Here is a 23,322-nt window from a genome sequence, read left to right on the forward strand (position 1 = left end):
GCAATAATAAATCAGTGTAAAACATGTTATTTTTTATGGTGGGCAATATCGTTCATGCTTTGTGGTACTGCCCAGCAGACTCCATCAGGTTATTTGCTTTTGCGACGTTGTAAAGTGCATTTTTCTTGAGCGAGTATTGATGCTAGTCATCCTCATTCAGCACTTGCTGCCATTTGAAAGTTTTTCACTAATGCGTTTGCAATGTTGTAGCCTAAATATAAGTAGTTTTGAATATCGGGATGGACGTTATTTTTATACCCCGTCACCGGAATAATTGGTTGGGCAATACTGATGTGAGCGTTGGGATTATTTAAGAGCACATCTTGGGTTAAGCTTGGTGATGATGAGCTAAGGTTCTCATTTTGAATGTAACGATTATAGGTTATATCGGCGCAACCATCTGTAGTGAACATCTTGCAAGCCCCGCTATTTGCAACGGGGGGAATTGGTGACACAATATGATATAGCTGATTATTTGCGTTTTTAGGGTTGAAATTCATTGGTAACGTGCTGGTGATGAAATGGAGTAAATCACTTTTGAGTTCGTCAAAAGTATCGAATCCAATCATAATGTCATTCGTACCAGCTAAAGTAATAGTAAATATGTCAGCTTGATCTGGAATAGGTGTTTTGGCTTGTTGAAAAAGAGATGTAATGGGAAGTTGGCAGTTGTGGGTGTTATCACACAAGGTGTAGCCTTGATTAGCAAAATAAGGTGCATTAATGGTTTTAATTTTTTTATTACTATCAGGTGCTTGTGTTGCAGTAAAGAAATCAATTCCAGGTGCTTGATTATTGGGATCGCCTCCTAATGGATTTGAATGAGTGTTACCTAAGAATTTTATTAGGTGTAATTGATTTTTTTTATCAATAAAGCTGATATTTTTCAGTGAAGTATTACATTGGAAGTGACTGGCAATCGATGTTGCTGGATTATTATTGATTGTTTGTTCTGCGACATTGATGGATAAATTGGGGTCACACATGAGCTGTATTAGTGCTTCTCTATAACCTCCAGGTGCAAAGGCTGTATTACCAAAAAAACGTGTTTGATACTGTTGATTTACCTTATTCTTTCCCTGAATGATTGCACTTGAATAAGTGTATTGATCTTTTATTTGTTGATTATCATTACCATCAACACCGACTGTGATGGAGTCCCCAATGGCGGTGATATAATAGGGTTTTGTATCAGCAAAAGCGGATAAGTGGATCTGTAGGCCTAAGGTTAAAAGGCAATACACAATTGCGTTTTTTGGAGTTATTAATCTAAGTGAAAGTGCCATATTTTTCCTTATTATTTAATTATTTTTATGTGATGATCTAAATTAATTTGAACAAGCATTGGATAAATAGTGGGGATTGAGAATATGAATAAGCACTAAAATATGTCTAATCTTTTTAAATTAATTAAATTTCATACCCATATTCAAAAATAAAATATTTTAATTCAAAATCAATTGCTTAATTTTTTTAAATTAAAAAATATATCGATAGCATTGTTAATCGTTTTGGCCTTAAACGATTAAATTCAAAGGAGAGAATCTGAATTTGATTATTTTGAATGAAGCATTTACAAAGGATAAATAAGGGTAAGCATAATATATGTGACTTGTAGTCTACTTGAAATGTTTTTATAGACTTTATTAAAAACACCCTACTAATTATCAAAAAATCAACAATACTAATATTACTCACATTTCTATAGTCGTTTATTGCAGAGGCTATGCTGTGAAATGTCAACTCCCATTCATTTGTAAAGAGTTGCCATGATGAAGATGACAAAAAAAGCGTTAATTTGGATTATTTCATTACTTTTTCTAGCGAGTTGCAGTTTAGGGGTACTTGATTCAAAAGGGCAAGTGGGTAAGGAGGAAGGCGAATTAATTATCACAGCGACCTTGCTGATGCTCATTGTGGTTATTCCTGTGATTGTGATGACTTTTGTGTTTGCTTGGAAGTATCGAGAGCATAATGAAAAATCAACCTATGCACCTGATTGGGCCCATTCAACCAAAATAGAGACGTTTGTGTGGGGGATCCCTTTTCTTATTATTCTCGTTTTAGCCATTATCACCTGGCGGACAACACACGCACTTGATCCTTATAAGCCATTGAACAGTGATGTAGAGCCTATTGTGATTGAGGTCATTGCGCTTGATTGGAAATGGTTATTTATTTATCCCAAGTTTGGTATTGCGACCATTAATCATATCGAAATTCCAGTGGATGTGCCGATTGCTTTTAAGATCACTTCTGATGCGCCCATGAATTCCTTTTTTATTCCAAAATTGGGAGGACAAATTTATGCCATGTCAGGCATGCAAACCCAATTACATTTAATTGCCAATGAGCAAGGCACTTTTAGAGGCATGTCTGCCAATATTAGTGGTGAAGGTTTTTCTGATATGACATTTACCACGACCTCAACTTCTGAAAAAGGGTTTAAAGATTGGATTAATAGTGTTAAGCAATCGCAATTAACACTTAGCAAAGCTCAATATAATAAGTTAAGTAATAAGAGTGAGAATCATCCAATACAGTATTTTTCATATGTGGAGCCGCGATTATTTGAAGCCGTAATAGAAAAATATATGTTGCCAGGTAAACAAGATGCGGATCGTAAATTCATTTTAAGGCAGGACTAACTATGCTAGGGAAACTAACTTGGGACTCTGTCCCCTGGGATAACGGCATTGTGATGGGCGCCGTTTCATTTATGGCTGCAGTCGTCATTATATTGGCATTAATTGTGACTCGGTATGGTAAATGGCGTTACCTTTGGAGTGAATGGTTTACTACCATCGATCATAAGAAAATCGGTATTATGTACGTTATTGTTGGCTTTGTCATGATGTTAAGGGGCTTCAGTGATGCAATCATGATGCGTTCACAATTGGCTTTAGCAGCCAGTGCGCCAGGCTATTTACCCCCAGAGCATTATGATCAAATTTTTACCGCACACGGTGTGATAATGATTTTCTTTGTTGCTATGCCACTTGTGATTGGTCTTATCAATATTGTGGTACCACAGCAAATTGGCGCAAGAGATGTTGCCTTTCCTTTTATGAACTCTTTGAGTTTTTGGCTATTTTTTGTCGGAATGGCATTAGTGAATATGTCTTTAGGCATTGGGGACTTTGCGAGAACGGGTTGGTTAGCGTATCCCCCTTTATCTGGAATAGCCAATAGTCCGGGTGTAGGAGTCGATTATTATATATGGAGCTTGCAAATTGCGGGCATTGGCACCTTAATGACGGGCATTAATTTCTTTGTCACTATCATGAAAATGCGTTGTCCTGGCATGACTTTGATGCGCATGCCTATTTTTACTTGGACAGCTTTATGTACCAATATTTTGATTATTGCTGCATTCCCTGTATTGACGGTAACGTTAGCATTGTTGACGTTAGATAGGTACTTAGGGTTTCACTTTTTTACCGCAACAGCAGGTGGCGATCAAATGATGTATGTTAATTTGATTTGGATTTGGGGCCATCCAGAAGTGTATATTCTTATTTTACCTGCTTTTGGGGTTTTTTCAGAAGTGGTGCCGACTTTTACGCATAAAAAGCTATTTGGTTACACTTCAATGGTTTATGCAACAGCAGTGATCACTGTACTGTCATTTAGTGTTTGGTTACATCACTTTTTTACGATGGGATCTGGGGCCAATGTCAATGCTTTTTTCGGTATTGCCACTATGATAATAGCCATTCCAACAGGGGTTAAAATCTTTAATTGGCTATTTACTATTTACCGTGGGCGATTACAAATGAATTTGCCTATTATGTGGACGTTAGCCTTTTTATCAACCTTTACTATTGGTGGCATGACGGGCGTATTACTGTCGGTACCTGGCGCCGATTTTTTGCTGCATAACAGTTTATTTCTTATCGCTCATTTTCATAATGTCATTATCGGTGGTGTGGTGTTTGGCATGTTTGCTGGCTACAGTTATTGGTTTCCAAAATCATTTGGCTTTACGCTTGATGAAAAGTGGGGAAAACGGGGTTTTTGGTTGTGGGTAGTTGGGTTTTATTTAGCCTTTATTCCTTTATATGCACTCGGCTTTATGGGAATGACAAGACGTTTAAATCACTATGATATTGACACCGGGTGGCAGCCGTTATTGATGGTGGCAATGGCTGGAGCGGTATCGATTTTATTTGGTATTATTTGTCAAATTATCCAATTATATGTGAGTATTCGTGATCGTGAGCTTAACCGCGATGAAACAGGCGATCCTTGGAATGCAAGAACCCTAGAGTGGTCAACAAGCTCTCCGCCAGCATTATATAATTTTCCTTTTACGCCAGTGGTTGATGACATTGATGCTTTTTGGAAAGAGAAACAAGAAAATCCAGTGAGGCCTAAAGAAACTCGGCCTTATGTTGATATTCATATGCCACGAAATACGGGAGCAGGATTTATTATGTCTGCTTTTGCGCTTGTTTTTGGCTTTGCCATGATTTGGTATATCTGGTGGTTAGCCTGTGTGGGCCTCTTGGGAATATTTTTAACTTTTATTCACCGATGTTTTGAAAAAGATGTGGATTATTATATCCCTGCGGCTGAGATTGAAGCCATTGAAAAGTTAAGGAGTCATAATGTCTAGTACAGTAATGGATCCGCATGTGGAAGAGTTAGACGAACACTCAATAACCGTTTTTGGTTTTTGGGTTTATATCATGAGTGATTGTATTTTATTTGCCACTTTATTTGCGACTCATGCCGTATTGATGCCGAATTTCTTTGGTGGACCTACGCCCAGAGAGCTGTTTTCAATGCCTTTTGTTTTAGTGGAAACCTTTCTTTTATTAACCAGTAGCTTTACTTATGGTTTGGCAATGCTTGCTATGCACCGAAATAAATCATCACAGGTTATCCAGTGTTTGATTGTGACATTTATTTTGGGTGCAGGGTTTATTTCTATGGAGCTGTATGAGTTCCATGAATTAATCACTGAAGGAAATAGTTGGCATCGTAGTGCATCTATTTCAAGTTTCTTTGGTTTAGTTGCGACGCATGGCTTTCACGTCACATTAGGCTTAATTTGGATGTTAGTGTTGATGTGGAGTGTTTGGCACTTTAATTTGACGAAACAAGTTAAAACGAGACTGACTTGTTTAGGTTTATTTTGGCATTTTCTCGACATTATTTGGATATGTGTATTTACCGTGGTTTATTTGATGGGAGCAATAGCATAATGAAGCAATCAAATGTTACCAGTAGTGGCGCCGACCATGGCACCTACGCTTCTTATATCACGGGATTTATTTTATCCATTCTATTGACCATTATTCCATATTATATTGTTGTTTATATGGATTTATCGAGTGGGATAAAAACATTGTTAATTGTGCTGCTTGCTTTAGCGCAATTATTTGTACAATTAGTTTTCTTTTTACATTTGAATACGCGGTCTGAAAAAGGGTGGAATTTTTTATCTTTTGTTTTCACTATGTTAGTTGTTATTATCTTAATTGGAGGCTCTCTTTGGATCATGTATCACCTTCGAGTCAACATGATGATATGAAGCTAAAGTTATTTGTATCGTTAACAAAACCTGGGATTATCTTAGGTAATTTAATTACCGTTATAGGCAGTTTTTTTTTAGCTCAACACCATTCGTTTAATATGAGCCTTTTTGTTTTACTATTATTGGGTATAAGCTTAGTGATTGCTTCGGGTTGTGTATTTAATAATATTATCGATAAAGATATTGATAGTCTTATGTTAAGGACCGCAGATAGGGTATTGGTAAAAGGATTAATATCAGATAGGGTGGCTTTACGTTATGGCATTATCTTAGGCGGGCTAGGTTTCTTATGTCTACTGAATATCAATTTATTGAGTTTTCTATTTGGACTTGTTGGTTGGTTTTTTTATGTGGTGGTTTATAGCTTATGGGCTAAGAGACAAACAGTATATGGAACCATAATAGGCAGTATTTCTGGTGCGATGCCTATGGCTGTGGGGTATTGTGCTGGCGGTAATCATATTGACTCTGGGTTGATATTGCTGGTGCTTATTAGTATTTCTTGGCAAATTCCTCATTCATATGCAATTGGTTTAGTTAGAAAGGAAGATTATATCAATGCCAATATTCCTCTCTTCTCTGTTTTATATCACACTGAAAAAGTGAAATTTCACTGTCTATTATATATTATCGCTTTTACTATACTGTGTTTAGCGCTATATCTTTTTGAATATGTTGGTTTGTTATACCTGTTGACTATGATGTTACTGTGTTTATATTGGTTGTTTATTGCTTTTCAAGGTTTTTCCCATCAAAATGTTAAACAGTGGGCAAAAAGAATGTTTCTTTTTTCCATTGTTATTATTTCTTCTTTTAGTGTTTTAATTGCTCTTGGTTATTAACTTTATCTGACTCATTGTTTAAAAATTAATTATGTTTCCCTTTGGTTAACAAAGATTGAAAATAGTTAATGTTGGTTGTTTATATTGATGATGAAATAGAGTAAATAAAAAATTATTATTAGGATGCATTTGTTTAAATATAAAAAATTGCTTATCGTACTTTTAGAATGGTATTCATCAATTAATATTGATTTTGCTATTATATTTAGGGTTGATATCAGCTCTTCAGTTTTTATCCTTGTTTATTGTCGGTATACATTAATATTCATATCTTTTTACTTTTTATATATTAATGTTTCTAAATTTTAGCCTTAGCTACGATTAGATTTTTGCATTTATTGTTAAAAACAATAGAAATAATATGGTAAGTAAATGTTAATAATAAGAATGATGATAATATGTTTACTCTTTAATTCATCAATAGTGTTAGCCTCAAAATATAATCTTCAATATTGGAAAGACTCAATTGATCCGTTAGGTATTGGAACCGGTTATCGTTATGTGTTTAATTCTCAATTTGTAGAAACAGAAAGTTTTGATAATATTATCAGTGATTTTTTATGCTATAACTATTGTCAATTAAATATAGGAGTAATAATAACTCAATTGGAGTTTCCTGTATCGGGCTACCTTGTTAATACGGTACAGCCATCAAGAATGATGGTGACTTTTAAAACAGGAATGGCTTATTCACTTATATCGCGTTTATCTTTAGGTTTCCGTTATGATTTTGATGCAAAAGTTATAGACAGTAATTTTGCCAGTGAAGATAATATTGCTGTTATAAAAAATCATGGTTCGGCGAGTGCTTTATTTAAGATAAGGTACTTGTTTACCGATAAAAATCAAAAACAGATCATCTCCTTATCGATTTATACAAATCGTTTGATTCAATCTAGTTCAAATAGCCTAACCAAGTTCACTGTCTATTTTGACTCTCATTACTCGACTGCTAGTCAAGCAAATCAAGCTTTGGTTGTAGAAATTAAAAAGCTTGCGGCTATCAATCAAGATTGTCAAATAAGTATTCAGGGGCACAGGAATGCTCAAGGCGCTAAGGCATATAACCTGATGTTATCAGAACAAGGTGCTTTGTCAGCCAAAAACTTACTTCTTGCCCAAGGTATTTCGGTTGACCCTATTGATATTTCTTTTCAAAGAAAAATGATTCAATTTCAAATAATAACAAGGCGTTATGGTGGTAGGGTAACCGTCGTGTCTTAGTCACTTTTATTCTAAATTAAGGTGTTTGCAATGATGACTACTATGAAGTATTGCTGCTTGATGTTTATTGCTGTATTAACGGCATTGTTATTAGTTGGTTGTGGTGAGAGTGAAAATACCACTGTTGAAAGCTCGTCATTGGTGGGCTTACAAGTTGAGCCAACCAATGCGGTGATCCCTGCTGGTACTACTCAGGCTTATCGGGCTACGGCGATTTATAACGATAACACCACGTTGGATGTGACCTCGAAGGCAACTTGGAGTGTGAGTGATCCCACTGATGCATCCATATCGACTTCTGGGCTAGTGACAGGTATTCACAGCGATGATGAGATAGAGAAAATTTCTGCAGTGTTTCAAGAGCAGTCAGTTAATGTTGATTTAAAAGTGAGTCCTGCCGTCCCAGTTGAATTAGTGATAACGCCTTCATCAATGAGTCTTCCTAAAGGCAGCACAATACAATTGTTGGCGACAGTGATTTATAGTGATGGTACAACTTTTGATGCTAGCAATAGTGAGAATATTAAGTGGAGCAGTAACAATGGCGCATTGTTTTCAGTCAGTGATACTGGATTAGTTGAGGCCAATATACAAATTAAGGGCGAGGGGAGTGTTATTGCTATTTATGAAAGTGGTGATGTTACTGTCAGCGCTCAAAGTCAGGTCAGAGTGACCGATGCTATTCCTACTGCTTTAATGATAACCCCTGTACGGTTAAGTATGGCTCAAGGAACAGAGCAGTCTTTAACTGCAATGGTATCATACAGCGATGGTACGCAAAGAGATGTGAGTAAAGCAACTAATATGATATGGCAAAGCAGTAATGATAGTATTGTTTCTGTGAGTGCCAGTGGCTTAGCAATTGCCAATAACGAGAGTAATGGCGATGTCATCATTACTGGTAACTATAGCAATTTAGGTGTTTCTATTTCAGCGAATAGCAGCATAAGCGTGACAGATGCCATTCCTGTGTCACTTTCGGTTACTCCGTCGTCGAGTACATTGGCTCAAGGGATGTCGAAGTCATTTACTGCATTAGTCAGGTTTAGTAATGATAGTGTTGTTGATGTCACACAAAATAATAATACTTCCTGGGTTAGCAGTAATACGAGTATTGCAACTGCCAATACCAGTACTGGAGTTGTAACGGCCAATAGCGCACAACGCTTAGGAGAAGTGAATATTATTGCCACCTTTGTTTTTGGTGACGGAAACAGCCAATCAATTGTGGTGAGTGATAATGCTGCATTATCTGTGACTCAAGCTATTCCGGTTGACCTTGTTGTGTTATCAACTAAAAGCAATATTGCTCAAGGGCAGAGTGCTCAGCTTAAAGCTAAATTGACCTACAGTGATAATAGCAGTATTACCATTAGTGACAATCCTCAGTTATCTTGGGTGAGCGATTCAAATCAAGTAGCGAGTGTGACTCAAGCAGGTTTGGTGACAGCAAATAGCCAACAATTAACAGGCTCTGTTTTAATGAGCGCAACTTATACCGATGTCAATCTGCAATTAACGGGCAGCCAAACATTAACGGTGACCGAGGCCGTTCCTGTATCGTTGGCTATCAGTGCTTCAAAAAGTCAAGTTGCTCAGGGACAAAGTATGCAGCTGACAGCCAAAGTAACTTATAGTGATAATACAAGTACTGATGTGACAGATGCCGATCAAAGTGGGATTGCTTGGAGTAGCAGTAATAATACCCTTGCGACGGTAACTAAAACCGGGTTGCTTACTGCCAACAGTTTACAGAAAAGTGGCGATATTACTGTCACAGCGACTTTTATGGATGTTTCTATTCAGGTTGTTGATTCTACTTTGATAACCATTACCGATGCGGTGCCGACTCAGTTAGTCGTTTATAGCAATGAATCAAGTATTGCTCAGGGACAATCGAGTCAGCTAAGTGCCATTGTTACTTATAGTGATAATACTACCGCCAATGTGACAGATGGCGATCAAAATACGACTTCTTGGATAAGTGAGAAAAATGAATTAATGACAGTTGATGCCCAAGGAAAGGTGACGGCAAATGTTAATGGTCAACTCGGTCAAGTTACTATCCAAGCGATTTATTCGCATGGTGGCGTAGCAGTGCAAAGTCAAGTTAGCTTAACAGTAACGCAAGCCGTTCCTGTAGCATTATCGATTATTAGCGAACAGACAACGCTTGCTCAAGGGCAAAGTCTTCAACTTAAAGCCATGGTGACCTACAGTGATAATACAACAGCAGATGTTTCTGACGGAGAGACAGTTAATACCTCTTGGGTGAGTGATAATAATGCGTTAGCGATAGTGACTAATGCTGGGGCGCTAACAGCGAACAGTTTTCAACAAGTTGGAGACGTGAATATTTCTGCCATTTATTCTGATGCTGGTGTGAAAGTCGATGCCAATATTACATTGTCAGTCACACAAGCCATTCCTGTTAGTATGGTGTTAAGTGCATCGAAAAAAAGCATTGCTCAGGGGCAAACGATTCAAATAAATGCCTTGGTTACCTACAGTGATAGTAGTGTTGTCGATGTCAGTGACAGTCAACTATTTGAAACTTCTTGGGTGAGTACACCTGAATCGGTGGCTAAAATTAATGGTCAAGGCTTATTGACGGCAAACAGTTCAGGTTTATTAGGGGAGGTTTCTGTCAGTGCGACTTATCTTGATGTTAATACTCGCGTTCAAGCCAGCCTTTTGTTATCTGTGACGCAAGCAATTCCTGTGCAATTAACCCTATCATCTGAAAAAAGCAGTCTTGCACAAGGGCAAACGATACCATTAAAAGCGACAGTTATTTATAGTGATAATACAACGTCTGATGTTACTCAAGATGTTGACATAGCATGGGTCAGTGAAAATACCGCATTAGCAAAAGTCGATGAAGGAGGTCGCGTTACTGCTAACAGTGAGCAGCAAGTTGGGGAAGTATCAGTAATGGCGACTTATCTAGATCTGGGGGTCAGTGTTGATGCAAGCATTAAGATCACTGTGACAGAAGCGGTTCCAATCAAATTGGTTATAACGCCCACGACGATTGATTTGGCTCAAGGTACCACTACGCAATTACAAGCGACGGTGACTTATAGTGATAACAGCAGTAGTGATGTTACCACTAAAGTTTCTTGGGTAAATGATTCTGTCAGTTTAGTGAGCATTAATAATACAGGATTAGTGACAGCAAATAGTGAACAGCAGTTGGGGGATGCTCAGATTAATGCAAAATTTACCGATGTAAATGTGCCTGTAGAGGCTTCAGCGATAATAACTGTTACGCTGGCGATACCACAGCGCTTAGTCGTATCGCCAAGTGTTGTCAGTTTGGCGCAAGGTCAAAGCCAGCAATACAGCGCAACCGTTATTTATAGTGATAGTACAACGGCTGACTTTACTCAAGCATCGACCCTTTCTTGGTCTAGCGATATGACTGAAATTGCAACGATTAACCAACAAGGCATGGTGACTGCTAATAGCCAACAAAAAGTGGGAAGTGTTGTGATTTCTGCGACAATATTAGACAGTGGCATTTCTGTTGAAGGTAGCGCAAATTTAAGTGTGACTCCCGCAGTGCCTGTAAGCTTGGCTATGTCTCCCGATGTTGCTAGTATTCCTATGGGGTATACTCAGCAGTTTTATGCGATGATGACTTACAGTGATGACAGTGTAAAAGATGTGAGTGACGGTACTGCGTATGATATTTCTTGGTCCAGTAGTAATAATTTCCTTGCTTCTGTGAATAACAAAGGGTTGGCGTCGACTTTATTTTCTGAAGGAACTGGCGATGTCATCATTACCGCAAAATTAATTGACAATAATGTTCCATTTGAAACCAGTGGAGTGTTAACCGTTACGGATCCTATACCAACAGATCTTGAAGTGACGCCAACAGAGGCGAGTATTGCTCAAGGAACGACACAAGCATTTCAGGCATGGATGACGTACAGTGATGGCGTGACAAGAGAAGTCACGAATAATACAAATATCGATTGGAGTAGCGACAATACAACAATCGCAACGGTGGGAACCACAGGTTTTGAAGGGGTTGTGACGGCGAATAAGAGTGTTAATGGCAGTACCAATATTATTGCAACGGATACCAATAGTGGTTTTAGTGGTAGTGCATCATTGACGGTGACTTCTGCGGTGCCAGAATCTTTGAATGTGACGCCAAGTAATGCGAGTAGCTATCAAGGACAAACAAAACAGTTTACTGCTACAGTAACTTACAGTAATGACACGACTTATAATGCGAGTAAGGATCCTAAAACCTCATGGATAAGCAGTAACCCGACTATTGCAACTATTGATAAAAATGGTAAGACGACGGCCTATTTATCAAAAGGCAGTGTCGACATCACAGCAACCTATCTTGATGGCACCAGTTATAGTGATACAACAGGTTTAACGATTAAGTCAAAAACATCATATCCTTTAGATTGTTATGCTGAATTTAATGACAGTAATACGTTAATTTCAGGGACTGCGAATACGAGTGGAGATGGGCCGACGTTAAGCCGTAAAAATAACAAATATGCTTATTGTTTACGTCCTGATTTGGCAGGGCTGGATATTACCTTAAAAGCCCATTCTGGAAGTGGTTGCCAAGTGTCGGCTCAAAAACAGTCTGGTTGGAAGACGGTTAATGGGTCACAATTTAAAGTGACCAAAATTATTGCTAATTCTTGTCCTAAGTATAGTGCTTTATATAATGGTTATTGAGGGCATTTCTTTTATTGAAATTTAATCGTGATTCATTAATGCTTTTTAGCTGATAAAAGAACGAGAATCGCTTTTGGCGCAGATTTACTTTGTTATCGCTTATTGATGTATCATCCCATGGATGGGGAGGATGGCGCTTGGGTCGTTCATTCACATCCATTTGTTCATCCGAAAACATCAGATGGAGGAGATAGAGGATGTTTGGAACCTAAGCCGACGACTCCAAGGATGGAGGAGATAGAGGATGTTTGGAACCTAAGCCGACGACTCCAAGGATGGAGGAGATAGAGCGACGTTTGGAACCTAAGCCGAGAATAACGGTAATATCCTTCACTAATTGTCCTGAAATCATTATCAAAGAATAAGTCTCTTTTAGAGACATTATATCCCTGAGTTCAATCGAGGGCGTTCAATCTGCTTTATAGTCAAAAAAGTTTGCCTACCTCCTACCTTATTTCAAATACGGTTAATTAAAATGATGCAAAAGTTTACTATTAGTTAGCCAAATGATCTTTCTTGTTGTATTTATCTATATTTGTTTACATTGTTTTCCATTTGTTTCGTTTTGGTTGTACACACTGTTCTTTGTTAGCTTATTGTTTATTAGTGTTAATTCGGATTGTTTAATTGGTTTTGTCTTTATTTTAACAAATGTAAGTTTGTTGGATTGTTTATTAATTATAATTAATCTTTGTTGGTAGAGTGAGGTTTACTAGTTGAATGATGTAAATGAAGTGTCATGTATTTCAATGTGTTATTTGGTAAAGCTCAATACAGTTGTCAGCTGAATTGAGGTGACACAGTTAATAAGTGTCATGGTCTGATAAAAATTATAAAAACAATTAATTATGGAGGTAATAATATGAAGAATATGGACTTAACTAAGTCTGTTATTAGCGCAGGACTCTTATTTTGTTTCAGTGCACATGCAGACTTTGAAATTGAGCTGACTGAAGCGCTAACAAATGAAACTGGGGTAACGTTAAATTATGATATGACCAGCATTGCTGATGGAAATACATGTATCGTTGTCACTAAAATTGAAAGATTAAGGGATAATGTTAATTGGGATGCCCCTGTTTGGGAACCTGCTCTTATTTATAAAAATTATGTGGATAGTAATGACAGTCCTGATGAAGATGATATTAAGTCCGCCTGTCGGAACAATCTTGACGGTGGTAGTGAAGATTTTTTCTCTTATGCCGGCATTAGTAATATTTTTACCAAACGGCATCGAAGTGTATGGAATGACAATAGCAGGCATTCCGTTATTTTTAATAATGCCAGTTTAGCAGCAGCAGCGTGGGCTGCAACAGGAAAGACTTCTTACGATACGTTTTTAACCGGGACGGATGCCGAAGATGCATTTGGTGAAGAGATCACCATTGATGATACTCTAAAAATCACGACTGTGGTTGCTAGGCGTAACAATAGTAGTTGGAAGCAATTTTATTATTTTGACAGTTATGTCAATTTAGATGATGGGACCGTTGTTAATGTGCCACCAGGAATGGATTTAGAAAATTGGGTGTTTCCAGGCTATGACGCTGAAAGACAGGTTCTTCCAGCCTTACTGACTTTTGAGTATGAAAACAAGGTGGGGTGTCTCGCTTTTCATAATGGTAGCAATTATGAGTGTTTTTGGGTTGCAGAGGATGACAAAGAAAATGTCTTTCCAACATCAGTGGATTTATCCAATCCAGAAAATTTGCGGGTGTTAATGTGCGGTTCAGATATTGATACCGATATTAGTTTGGGAGAATACGCTATTGTTAGTGTTGAAGATGAATACGGTTGGGATGAAGGGGGATATGATGCAGGATACCGATGGTGTTTGCGAGCGGATAAGTCGTATCGTACTTGGCATAACATGGTGGGTTATGTTGGCCAAGGTTGGTTAGCCGCTAAGGACGGCAATGATAATTGGTGGTGTATAAGAGACAGTGACAATATTTGTTTAAATGGATTAGTGGATACTTTTTCTGTTCCCGCACATGGAGACATAACAGCAAAGCATAATGGGTTAGCAGGTAAAATGGCTGACAGTGATAATATGCAATGTCGATTTAACGATGGCTCCATCGCAGATTGCCCTTCCGCCTTTGAGAATACGGTTTCTTTAGATACTCTGCAAAAATCATACTATTTAGATGCCGCTAAGTTATTAGATAGCGAAGAACCGCAATAGTTTTCAAGTTATTTATTTAGTGGGGAAATAGAATATGTTTAGACTAATAAAAAAATATTATATTAACGTTATTTTAGTGGCTACTGTATCCGCTTTTTTTACTCAAAGTGTTAATGCTGCATGGTACTCAGATTTTTGGAATGGTGTTAAGAATACTTTTTCTGGCCGTTCTATAAAAGCGACATATGTTGATCAATATAAAACCATCACATCGGGTGTTACGGGGACATTTGATAATTTTGCGGTGATTACTGAACCTTATTATCAAACGAGAGATTTAGCTACCGCGTTAGGCAATGGCAATGTGTCATTGACTATGGGCAATGCTGTAGGTGATCTTAATGCTATAGCTAAAAAATATGGCGTATCAGATGCGCAATTAGGTTCAGCATGGACCACTTTTAGAGATGAAACAGTTGATGGTTTGACTACAGCAGGGGATGCTATTGCGGCATCGGGTAGAGAATGGATGGAGTTTCAACTCGAATTACTTAATGAAATGTTCAGTTTATGTGTTTGGGCTGCTAAAAACTCTGAATATGCGATGTCTCCTATGCTTGTGGCATATACACAATCAACAGGTGAAGACGTTAACCTTATCGGAGAAGATGAAGCCTACGCAATATGTTCAAATTCTGGTTTGGGTATGCTGACTAATTTGGCAAATAGTTTAGAGTCTAATTTGAAGCAGTATAAAGAGCTAAACAGATATATAAATGGCAATCGCAAGGCTATTTTACAAACCGCTTTTACTAATATGTTAGACATGACTAAAGAGGCCAATAAACTCCTGACTCAACCGCTTATTAAAAGTATGATTAATCAATCAAAAATAGATGATGAAACACAAATCGTCATTACTGAGCCTTTTGTTCAATATGACAGTATTAATGATATTCGTAATAATATTGTTGAGAGCCATTATAGCTATCATACCAATCCAACGGCAGCATGCTCGCGTATATCGTTACCTATCATTTGTGATTCAGACGACTCTGAGATTAATGATTTAATGGATGACTTAGGGTATTTATCACATTCTACAGAGGCAGAGCAGTGGCGTTTTAAACGTAACATTCATGCTATTTTAGCTCATGCTTATGGCCCAGCTTATTGGTTTGAAAATGATAACTTTTCAACAGATTTACGTGATACGTTACTTGCAAAATATTCTGATTACTTAAGTGGAGATACACTGATATCGTCAGCAGGAAATGTTGACCCAAGAGTACCTTATATCGTGAGCGATACGTTTTTAAGTGGAGGGCTAGGTGTTATTTTGTCTAGCGATACGGATTATATTATCTTGTTAAATGAAAAACTTTTTGCTAATGGTTATAACAATTTAAATTTAGTGTTTAATGAAGCACTAGCAGATGATGCAATCAATGATGCGAAACTGATTTATATTGAAGAATTGTTTCATTTAATGGGCAAAGAGATCTGTAAAAACAATCCAAACCTTTCTTTGTGTCAGGTAACTGATGATGCAGGCGCAATGGCAGCTAATGCAATAGAACAATATGATACTGATTGGGAAACGTTTATTGATAATGTTTATACAAATACTCATGCTCAGACGATTAATGCGCAATATCAGTTGCCTTTGACAAATGAGGATGTGGTTTTAGAGACGAATAATAATCTTTGGGCAACCAATACTTATCTTAAAAAGAAAAAATCTAAACTACGTTTTCGTTCACGGGTCGGTGCAAGTACTTCAAGTGGGTTCACCAGTACCACTGCGGTGATTGATACGACTTTTACCTTTCCTCGTTGGATTAGGCCTGGAACCGGTTTAGAAGATTACTATGATGTCACGGATTGCAGTAATTTTCATTGTCGGGCACTGATTATGGAAGTCAGTGTGGGTATTCGTGACGAAGTAGAACTGGGGACGGGGACAGACGATCTTGTTAGTGCCTTTCAATTAAACCCCGATTATTATCCTGGAGGGAGTATCGCATTTGGGACCAGCCGAGTGCACAATGTTAAGCTTAAATTTGTCTTAAAAGACGGTGATATTACTCGGTATGATGAAAGTATCACACGCAAAAATAGTGGCTTTGAATATGCGATAGGGGTATGGGGGTTTGGTGGTGTTCGAACACCTAAGTTGCCTATAGGTAATTTTACATTGACCGGGAGTGCGTATGTAGTTCCATGGTACGATATTGCTGCTGAATGGAATTTAAAAGCGCGTTCTAAAATTGGAACAGCACTTGGTGTTGGCGCGACTTTAGGCTTAGGCGGATGCGTTGCTGGTGGTGTCGGTGGTTCATTTATGTCTAAATCGTTAGAAGGGTGCGTACTTGGAAGTCAGTTTGCTGAGTCATTAGCTGTTTTTCGAATTGTTCAGGAGCAAAATAAAGTAAACAAATGGCAAGGTTGGGGCTGGATTATCGGTACTCAATTGTTGAAAGCAAGTCGAAATGCGGGTCCAGTTAGTGCGGATTTACGTCTTGAATATGTGAAAACGATGAATCAAACCAATCATTATTAAATGAATCAATAAGGAGGGGGTTTTTACCCATTAACGGCCATTTCTTTTTATAGCAGGAATGGCTGTTTTTAGCTGAATTGAGTTTAAGAATTAGGACGTTTAGCCTTTTCATAGAGTAAGCGATTGGATTGTTAATGACGGCAAAGTCCAAGGATAATGTCAGTGTGGGATGGTAGTATTCAATCAAATTTGATGGCAAAACAACCAAACGGATCTATAGTGGCATTTTTTTGTTTACAGCAAGTCAGCGCAAAGGTATTATCCCTTCCGCTTGGAGAGATGGCAGAGTGGTCGAATGCACCGGTCTTGAAAACCGGCATGGGTTTGTAGCCCATCTAGGGTTCAAATCCCTATCTCTCCGCCATATTAAGCAAAAAAGCCGCTAATGATTTAGCGGCTTTTTTGTGTTTGTAACTCGCTTATGTAGGGTTCAAATCCTTATCTCAGGACGGAACACATATTAAAACAAAAACGGCAGCCTTAACGGGTTGCCTTTTTTGTTTCTAATGACCGACTAATTGATTTCAGTAACCCCAGGATAGTGAGTATCGATAGGTTTATCAGCGGGAACGACTTGAGTGACGACGGCGCTATTCGACAGGGTATAAGCAAATAACTTATCATTATGGCCACTGCCATCTGAGACGACTCCGACAATATCGCCGTTTGAATCTTCTGTTAAAAAACCGACGACACTGGTCAGCCCAAAATCAGCGACTTGTAACGTACTATCATTAGTCGAGTCGAAGCGCATTAACTTGCCACCTTGAGTACCGTAGTAGAAATGCCCATCAGAAGCTGAAAATAACGCAGTAGAAGGTAAGTCGGTTAAGCCAGTAATGGCATCACTAATGGTGGGGGTGGTACAGTTATTGCTCAAACGTTGGATAGTACCTTGCCCAGACATTGCATTGTCGCGAGTGGCAAAAAAGCCCTCTCCACCGGCGCTCTTAAAGGCAATTGCTCTAACGGGAACATTCGCACCTACGGTGGTAAAGTCATATGAGTATTGTTGATGAGTTAGCGTGTCATAGCAATAAAGCCGCGTATCATTAAAGAACCAAAGATGATCATTATCCATAATCACTTCATATTCTGGCACCACATCGGCAGTCGTATCGAGGTCTTTGAGTGATTGAAAGGTAAGCGTTGCGCCATCGAGTGAAAAAAGTTGGTAACGTTTATAGAATAAATCAATCCCCAGCCCATAAAGTGTTCCTTGAGCAGATTCAGCGAGGCTAATTCCTGGGCGGACTCGATTAGGGGTAGTGATTGAGGTTAACGTACCTAATGCAGAATCATAACGGAGTATTGAACCAGAGAATCGGCTGGTGCGTGCTGAAATAACGGAAAAAAGGTAATCTCCAGTGGATGTTTTTACTGCACGACCAAATGGAAATCCTCCCGATTCAAAACCTAATGAAGCCATTTTTACTGAGAAATCTCCCCTATCATAGGTTAGTACGGCACCCTGACCATAATCACCGCCATCATAGCTCAATACTGACACGTAGCGGTCGTTGATATTATCGGTAGGATCATTGACTATCGCCGGGTCACCAATAAAGTAGCTTCCTCGATCGCTCCCGCCAGTGATAGCTGAGCGATCACTATAATTGGGCTGGGTTACCTCACTGAGAAAAGGGGCCTGTATGGTGAATGATGAGGGTAATGATCCCGCAGGTAAATCGACAAAGGTATAGGCATTTTCGTCATTAACAGTAATATACATTCTCGCACCAACCTTCGATGCCACTAGGCCGTTAATATCAATGTCAGTCCAATTAGAAAAACCTCGTTCTAAGCTCGGTCTTGCAGCTCCCATATTGGTTTTATATAATGTAGCGGCATTAACACTGTTACCGGTACACAGAATAAATACATCAGGGTCAAGCCAAAAAAAAGCCCCTACTGGATCAGAGCAATCTCGGATAGTATAACCACTCCCTCCGCTGCGGGTTACGCCTTCCACTAGCGGAGGAGAAATGGATGTCACGTTGACAAAGCTGTCATTGTCAACAGCAATATGACGTCCTCGGCTCCAAGTATTATTGACAAAAATAGATATTTGCCAAGGCTGTGCTAAATCACTAGCATCTGATGCCGTAAATTCAATAACGGGGCGCGAAGGTTGTAAACGAGAAAAACCAAAAGTCAGTAATAGCTTGTTGGGCCCATTCCACATTAAGTTACTATGGCCGGATGATACAGAACCAGTAAAACTGCCGATACTTTCGCCTATTTCACCGATAACAGAGACGTCTTTATAGTTTGCATTTGCAGAGTCGGTATTGATATGAAGTAATAAGCCTGCATTGTTTACTCCGCCGAGCTTTGAATACGCATAAAGAGACTTGCCATCGGGGTGAAATAGCAATTTGGAATCGGCGAAGCGAATGCGATTTCCGTTGATGTTAAAATTTGGAATACTGGTGAATAATTGAAGCGCTTGTGTTTTAGGATCTAAGGTGAAAATAGCTCCACTACCAAAGACACCGGTTTCTGATTGTAAACTATACAGTGTCATCGTATTGGGATGCGCAACCAGACTTTGGTCGGGGCCTTTTTCAAAGAATCCGGGTACTCCGTGGAAACTGATAATTTCAGTGCTTTGTGATAAATAACTTTCTCTTAATGAAATTAGCGCGCCTGTGCCGCTCTCCCCCCCAGTTGCACTTATCATCATTAAGTTATGGCCGCTTGGCAAGGGAATAGCTGAGCCTTTTGCGGGATCATTAACCGTGATTGTCTTTGATATAGGTGATGACGTCAATAACCCATCATTAACCTGTAATGCTATTAAGTAGTTACCTGCAATATCAGGAGTAAAGTGTGGCATTGCCAAAGTGGTATCATTTAATGTCGCGCCACTGCCAACAGGTTGACTGAGGATTGTCCAGTGATAACTCAGTGCATCCCCGTTAGGATCGGAACTCTGGCTACCATCGAGAGAAACGGTGGTTAATGTCACGCCTATCGATGCGGCGCTAATATGCGCTTTTGGCTGTAAATTCTTTTTTGTATCATGAATGATAATCGTGTCTGGAAGGCTGGTACTTTTTGTATCACTCACGACCAATTGAATAATGAAATCACCATCGACATCGGGGAGGAAATTCGGGTTTCTAGTCGTATTATTGACTAATTGTGCGGTGCTGCCAGAAGGGCGGCTGACCATTGACCACGTATAATGAAGAGGATCCCCATCGGCATCAAATGAGCCTGAACCATCCAATACAATATTGGTACCTAAATCGACGCGTAGATCGGTTCCCGCATCGGCGACTGGGATGGTATTGCTAACCGAATCACGGATTATTAACACGTCAGATTTTTTTTGCCCATCAGAGTCTTCTACGGTTAACTGCACCACATAATCCCCTATGCGGTCTGGTATTAATGATGCAATGGCGTTATTACTGTTAATGATGACAGCCGTACTACCGATAGGATTGGATAATAATACCCAGCGGTAGCTTAAGGGTTGAGACTCAGGATCGATTGACATGGTACCGTCGAGCGTGGCCATATAACTCGTGGCAACACTTTGATCGGGGCCAGCCTCAGCGATAGGAGGGAGATTGCTATCAGAGATGACGACTGTAGCAGGTAGACTGTTGTGGCTGCCATCAGAGACGATCAGTTGGAACACATAGTGGCCCGAAACATCAGGGGTGAAGCTTGGTGTGACAGCAGTTGTACTTGATAATGTTGCCGTGCTGCTTTGTGGGGAGGAAATCTCGCTCCAAATATAGGTTAACGAAGAACCTTCAGGATCAGTTGATTGTGAACCATCAAGGTTGAACTGTTGACCCGTGATAACGGTTTGATTGGCACCTGCATGGGCCGTTGGCGCTAAGTTATTTGTCGAAATGGTGACGGTATCAGCGATACTAAAATAGTGTCCATCATATACGATTAATTGCACCACATAATCGCCTGCAGAATCTGGAATAAAGGTGGGCTGTAGAGTATGGATATCGGCTAGTATTGAGGCTGAATTTTTAGGCTTAGAGACGAAGGACCAACGTGCCTCTAAGGGATCACCATCGGCATCGGTTGATCCGCTACCATCAAGGTGCACTAGTTGGCCAATTTGACTGATTAAATCTCGTCCAGCGTTGGCGAGAGGTGGCTGGTTATCACTATGTAAGGTGACAGAGGTCACAGGACTGCTGGTTTTCCCATCATTAACAACTAGTGAGATAATGTAGTCACCTGAAACGTCTGGCGTTATAGAGGCAATGACGGAGGTACTGTTCAGCAGTGTCGCAGTGCTGTTTGTGGGGGCAGAAACGATCAGCCACTGAAATGTTAAGTTATCGCCATCCATGTCAAAGGAGCGACTAGCATTAAGATTAACCGCTCGTCCGGTGACAAAAGTCGTACTTGTACCCGCGTTCGCGACTGGGGTGATATTTTGATCCGTGACGATCACGGTATCGGGCAAACTGGTGTTGCTACCATCTGAGACAACCAGTTCAAATGTATAGGTTCCAGAACTATCGGGTATCAATATAGGATAAGGTGAATTAGCCCGTATTAGCTTAGATAAACTGCCAGAAGGACTGGATACCATCGTCCATTGATAGCTGAGTTGATCACCATCAGTGTCGAAACTTAAACTGCCATTAAGAGTAATAGGATTAGTACCGTCTACTTTTCGATCATAACCTGCGTTTGCGACAGGAATTGAATCGGTATCACTGATTTTTACCGTCACTGGTGCGCTATTGCTACTGCCATTATTCACTATCAATTGTATTTCATAATCGCCCAGGCTATCTAAATATAAACTGGGATAGGGGCTAGTGGTATCACTGAGATCACTGGTGCTGCCGGTGGGCTGGCTAAGGATACGCCAATTAAAGGTGAGGGGGTTACCACTAGGGTCATAAGATCCACTGCCATCTAAAACGGCGGTAGCGTATTGCGATAATGTCATGCTATGACCTGCATCGGCAATGGGCATCGACAGGGGATACTCTCTGTCAGAACCATCACTGCAAGCAGTCAGTAATATAACGAGTATCAATATGAGTGCGCGCCGCATAGCCATTTCCCCTAATGATGGAACATTTTATTAGAATATTTTGTTGTGTATGTTTGATTTGTTTTTTATGTTAATAAACATAGTTAACCTTAGAATGAGTTTCAAGGTTAGTTATTGAGTATTGTGGTGAGAACCGATTTATTCATTATTCTGATCGACTTGAAATGGCGTGATCATAATAGACTCTGCTTTATTCTTTTTTATGTTTATATTATTTGGGTCGTCTTTATATTTTGTTTGCTATTTTTTCATTTTGAATGAGTGAAAAGTAAAATGTGTTTTCTGCTTATTTGATACGAAAATGAACGTGCAGCTGAGACATTACCTAGAGTGGGCTCTTTTACTGGTTCATTTTTTTGAGGGGTATCAGAGCATAATTGTATGAATTTTCTGCTAAGTGAATCGTTTACACTTTTATTGTATTTCATATGCTTAGCAATTGGTAAATTCTCCTTTCTAATTCATAATAGATGGGATAAATTACTTATAACTTATTTTTCGAGGCGATTGCCTCTACGCGTTTATGTCGGAAGGAAGAGATAATTTGATTTCTGTATATTTAGTCGATGATCATGAACTGGTTAGAACGGGTATCAGACGTATTTTGGAAGATGAACGTGGTATTAGGGTCGTTGGTGAAGCTTGTGATGGTGAAACGGCGGTGCAATGGAGTCGTCAAAATGAAGCTGATGTGATTTTGATGGACATGAATATGCCTGGGATTGGTGGTTTAGAAGCGACACGTAAAATATTGCGTTATCAAGCGCACGCTAAAATTATTGTGTTAACGATCCATACTGAAGAGCCATTTCCAACAAAAGTCATGCAGGCTGGTGCATCAGGTTATTTAACGAAAGGTGCTACGCCACCGGAAGTATTACAAGCTATTAGGCAGGTGGCGCACGGGCAGCGTTACCTCTCCCCTGAAATTGCTCAGCAAATGGCACTGAGCCAATTTAATCCAACTGAAGATAACCCATTCCAATCATTATCTGAACGGGAATTACAGATAATGATTATGATCACTAATGGTGAAAAAGTGAGTGATATTTCTGAGCAATTAAACTTAAGCCCAAAAACCGTAAATAGTTATCGCTATCGTTTGTTTGCTAAGTTGGGTATTGGTGGCGATGTTGAATTAACGCGTTTGGCTATTCGCTATAAAATGTTAGATACTGGACAGTTTTAATGAGTTTGGTGATTGAGTTTTAAATACATTTAAAGGCGCTTATTGTTCATAAGCGCTTTTTGTTT

At 39.2% G+C, this 23,322-nt stretch carries 12 protein-coding genes and 1 tRNA gene; 11 read left to right on the plus strand and 2 right to left on the minus strand.

Annotated elements, in window-relative coordinates:
* Window positions 1-152 precede the first annotated feature (152 nt).
* Complete coding sequence (locus tag Q0976_RS18815; protein ID WP_299495418.1) at window positions 153-1,286, minus strand: hypothetical protein; 1,134 nt, start codon at window positions 1,284-1,286, stop codon at window positions 153-155.
* 483 nt (window positions 1,287-1,769) lie between these two features.
* On the opposite strand from Q0976_RS18815, the gene cyoA reads away from it, so the two are divergent.
* The 10 genes from cyoA (at window position 1,770) to Q0976_RS18865 (ending at window position 17,379) form a co-directional block, all read left to right on the plus strand.
* Window positions 1,770-2,648: a ubiquinol oxidase subunit II gene (cyoA, locus tag Q0976_RS18820; protein WP_299495419.1), complete on the plus strand. Its 879-nt coding sequence runs from the start codon at window positions 1,770-1,772 to the stop codon at window positions 2,646-2,648.
* A 2-nt stretch (window positions 2,649-2,650) separates the two neighbouring features.
* Window positions 2,651-4,618, plus strand: coding sequence for a cytochrome o ubiquinol oxidase subunit I (cyoB, locus tag Q0976_RS18825; RefSeq protein ID WP_299495420.1), 1,968 nt, complete (start codon window positions 2,651-2,653; stop codon window positions 4,616-4,618).
* Window positions 4,611-5,210 carry a cytochrome o ubiquinol oxidase subunit III gene (cyoC, locus tag Q0976_RS18830; RefSeq protein WP_299495421.1) on the plus strand — a complete coding sequence of 200 codons (600 nt, stop codon included), beginning with the start codon at window positions 4,611-4,613 and terminating at the stop codon, window positions 5,208-5,210. The genes cyoB and cyoC overlap by 8 nt, the downstream gene beginning before the upstream one ends.
* The gene (gene cyoD, locus Q0976_RS18835) at window positions 5,210-5,539 is read left to right on the plus strand and encodes a cytochrome o ubiquinol oxidase subunit IV (protein WP_299495422.1); all 330 of its coding nucleotides are present in this window, start codon (window positions 5,210-5,212) and stop codon (window positions 5,537-5,539) included. The genes cyoC and cyoD overlap by 1 nt, the downstream gene beginning before the upstream one ends.
* Window positions 5,500-6,384: a heme o synthase gene (gene cyoE / locus Q0976_RS18840; RefSeq protein WP_299495423.1), complete on the plus strand. Its 885-nt coding sequence runs from the start codon at window positions 5,500-5,502 to the stop codon at window positions 6,382-6,384. The genes cyoD and cyoE overlap by 40 nt, the downstream gene beginning before the upstream one ends.
* 372 nt (window positions 6,385-6,756) lie before the next feature.
* The gene (locus Q0976_RS18845; protein WP_299495424.1) at window positions 6,757-7,608 is read left to right on the plus strand and encodes an OmpA family protein; all 852 of its coding nucleotides are present in this window, start codon (window positions 6,757-6,759) and stop codon (window positions 7,606-7,608) included.
* Window positions 7,609-7,638: 30 nt separating this feature from the next.
* Complete coding sequence (locus tag Q0976_RS18850) at window positions 7,639-12,324, plus strand: Ig-like domain-containing protein (protein WP_299495425.1); 4,686 nt, start codon at window positions 7,639-7,641, stop codon at window positions 12,322-12,324.
* Between the two features lie 862 nt (window positions 12,325-13,186).
* A complete protein-coding gene (locus Q0976_RS18855) occupies window positions 13,187-14,512 on the plus strand; it encodes a hypothetical protein (RefSeq protein WP_299495426.1) in 1,326 nt (441 codons plus the stop codon).
* 34 nt (window positions 14,513-14,546) lie between these two features.
* Complete coding sequence (locus tag Q0976_RS18860; protein ID WP_299495427.1) at window positions 14,547-17,015, plus strand: hypothetical protein; 2,469 nt, start codon at window positions 14,547-14,549, stop codon at window positions 17,013-17,015.
* A gap of 273 nt (window positions 17,016-17,288) precedes the next feature.
* Window positions 17,289-17,379: transfer RNA gene (locus Q0976_RS18865), tRNA-Ser, on the plus strand.
* Between the two features lie 150 nt (window positions 17,380-17,529).
* Here the strand turns inward: Q0976_RS18865 and Q0976_RS18870 are convergent.
* Window positions 17,530-22,068, minus strand: coding sequence for an REJ domain-containing protein (locus Q0976_RS18870; protein WP_299495428.1), 4,539 nt, complete (start codon window positions 22,066-22,068; stop codon window positions 17,530-17,532).
* A gap of 544 nt (window positions 22,069-22,612) precedes the next feature.
* Here Q0976_RS18870 and uvrY point away from each other — a divergent pair.
* Complete coding sequence (gene uvrY, locus Q0976_RS18875; protein WP_298775010.1) at window positions 22,613-23,257, plus strand: UvrY/SirA/GacA family response regulator transcription factor; 645 nt, start codon at window positions 22,613-22,615, stop codon at window positions 23,255-23,257.
* Window positions 23,258-23,322: the final 65 nt, after the last annotated feature.

The organism is uncultured Shewanella sp., from assembly GCF_947501665.1.
GTDB lineage: Bacteria > Pseudomonadota > Gammaproteobacteria > Enterobacterales > Shewanellaceae > Shewanella.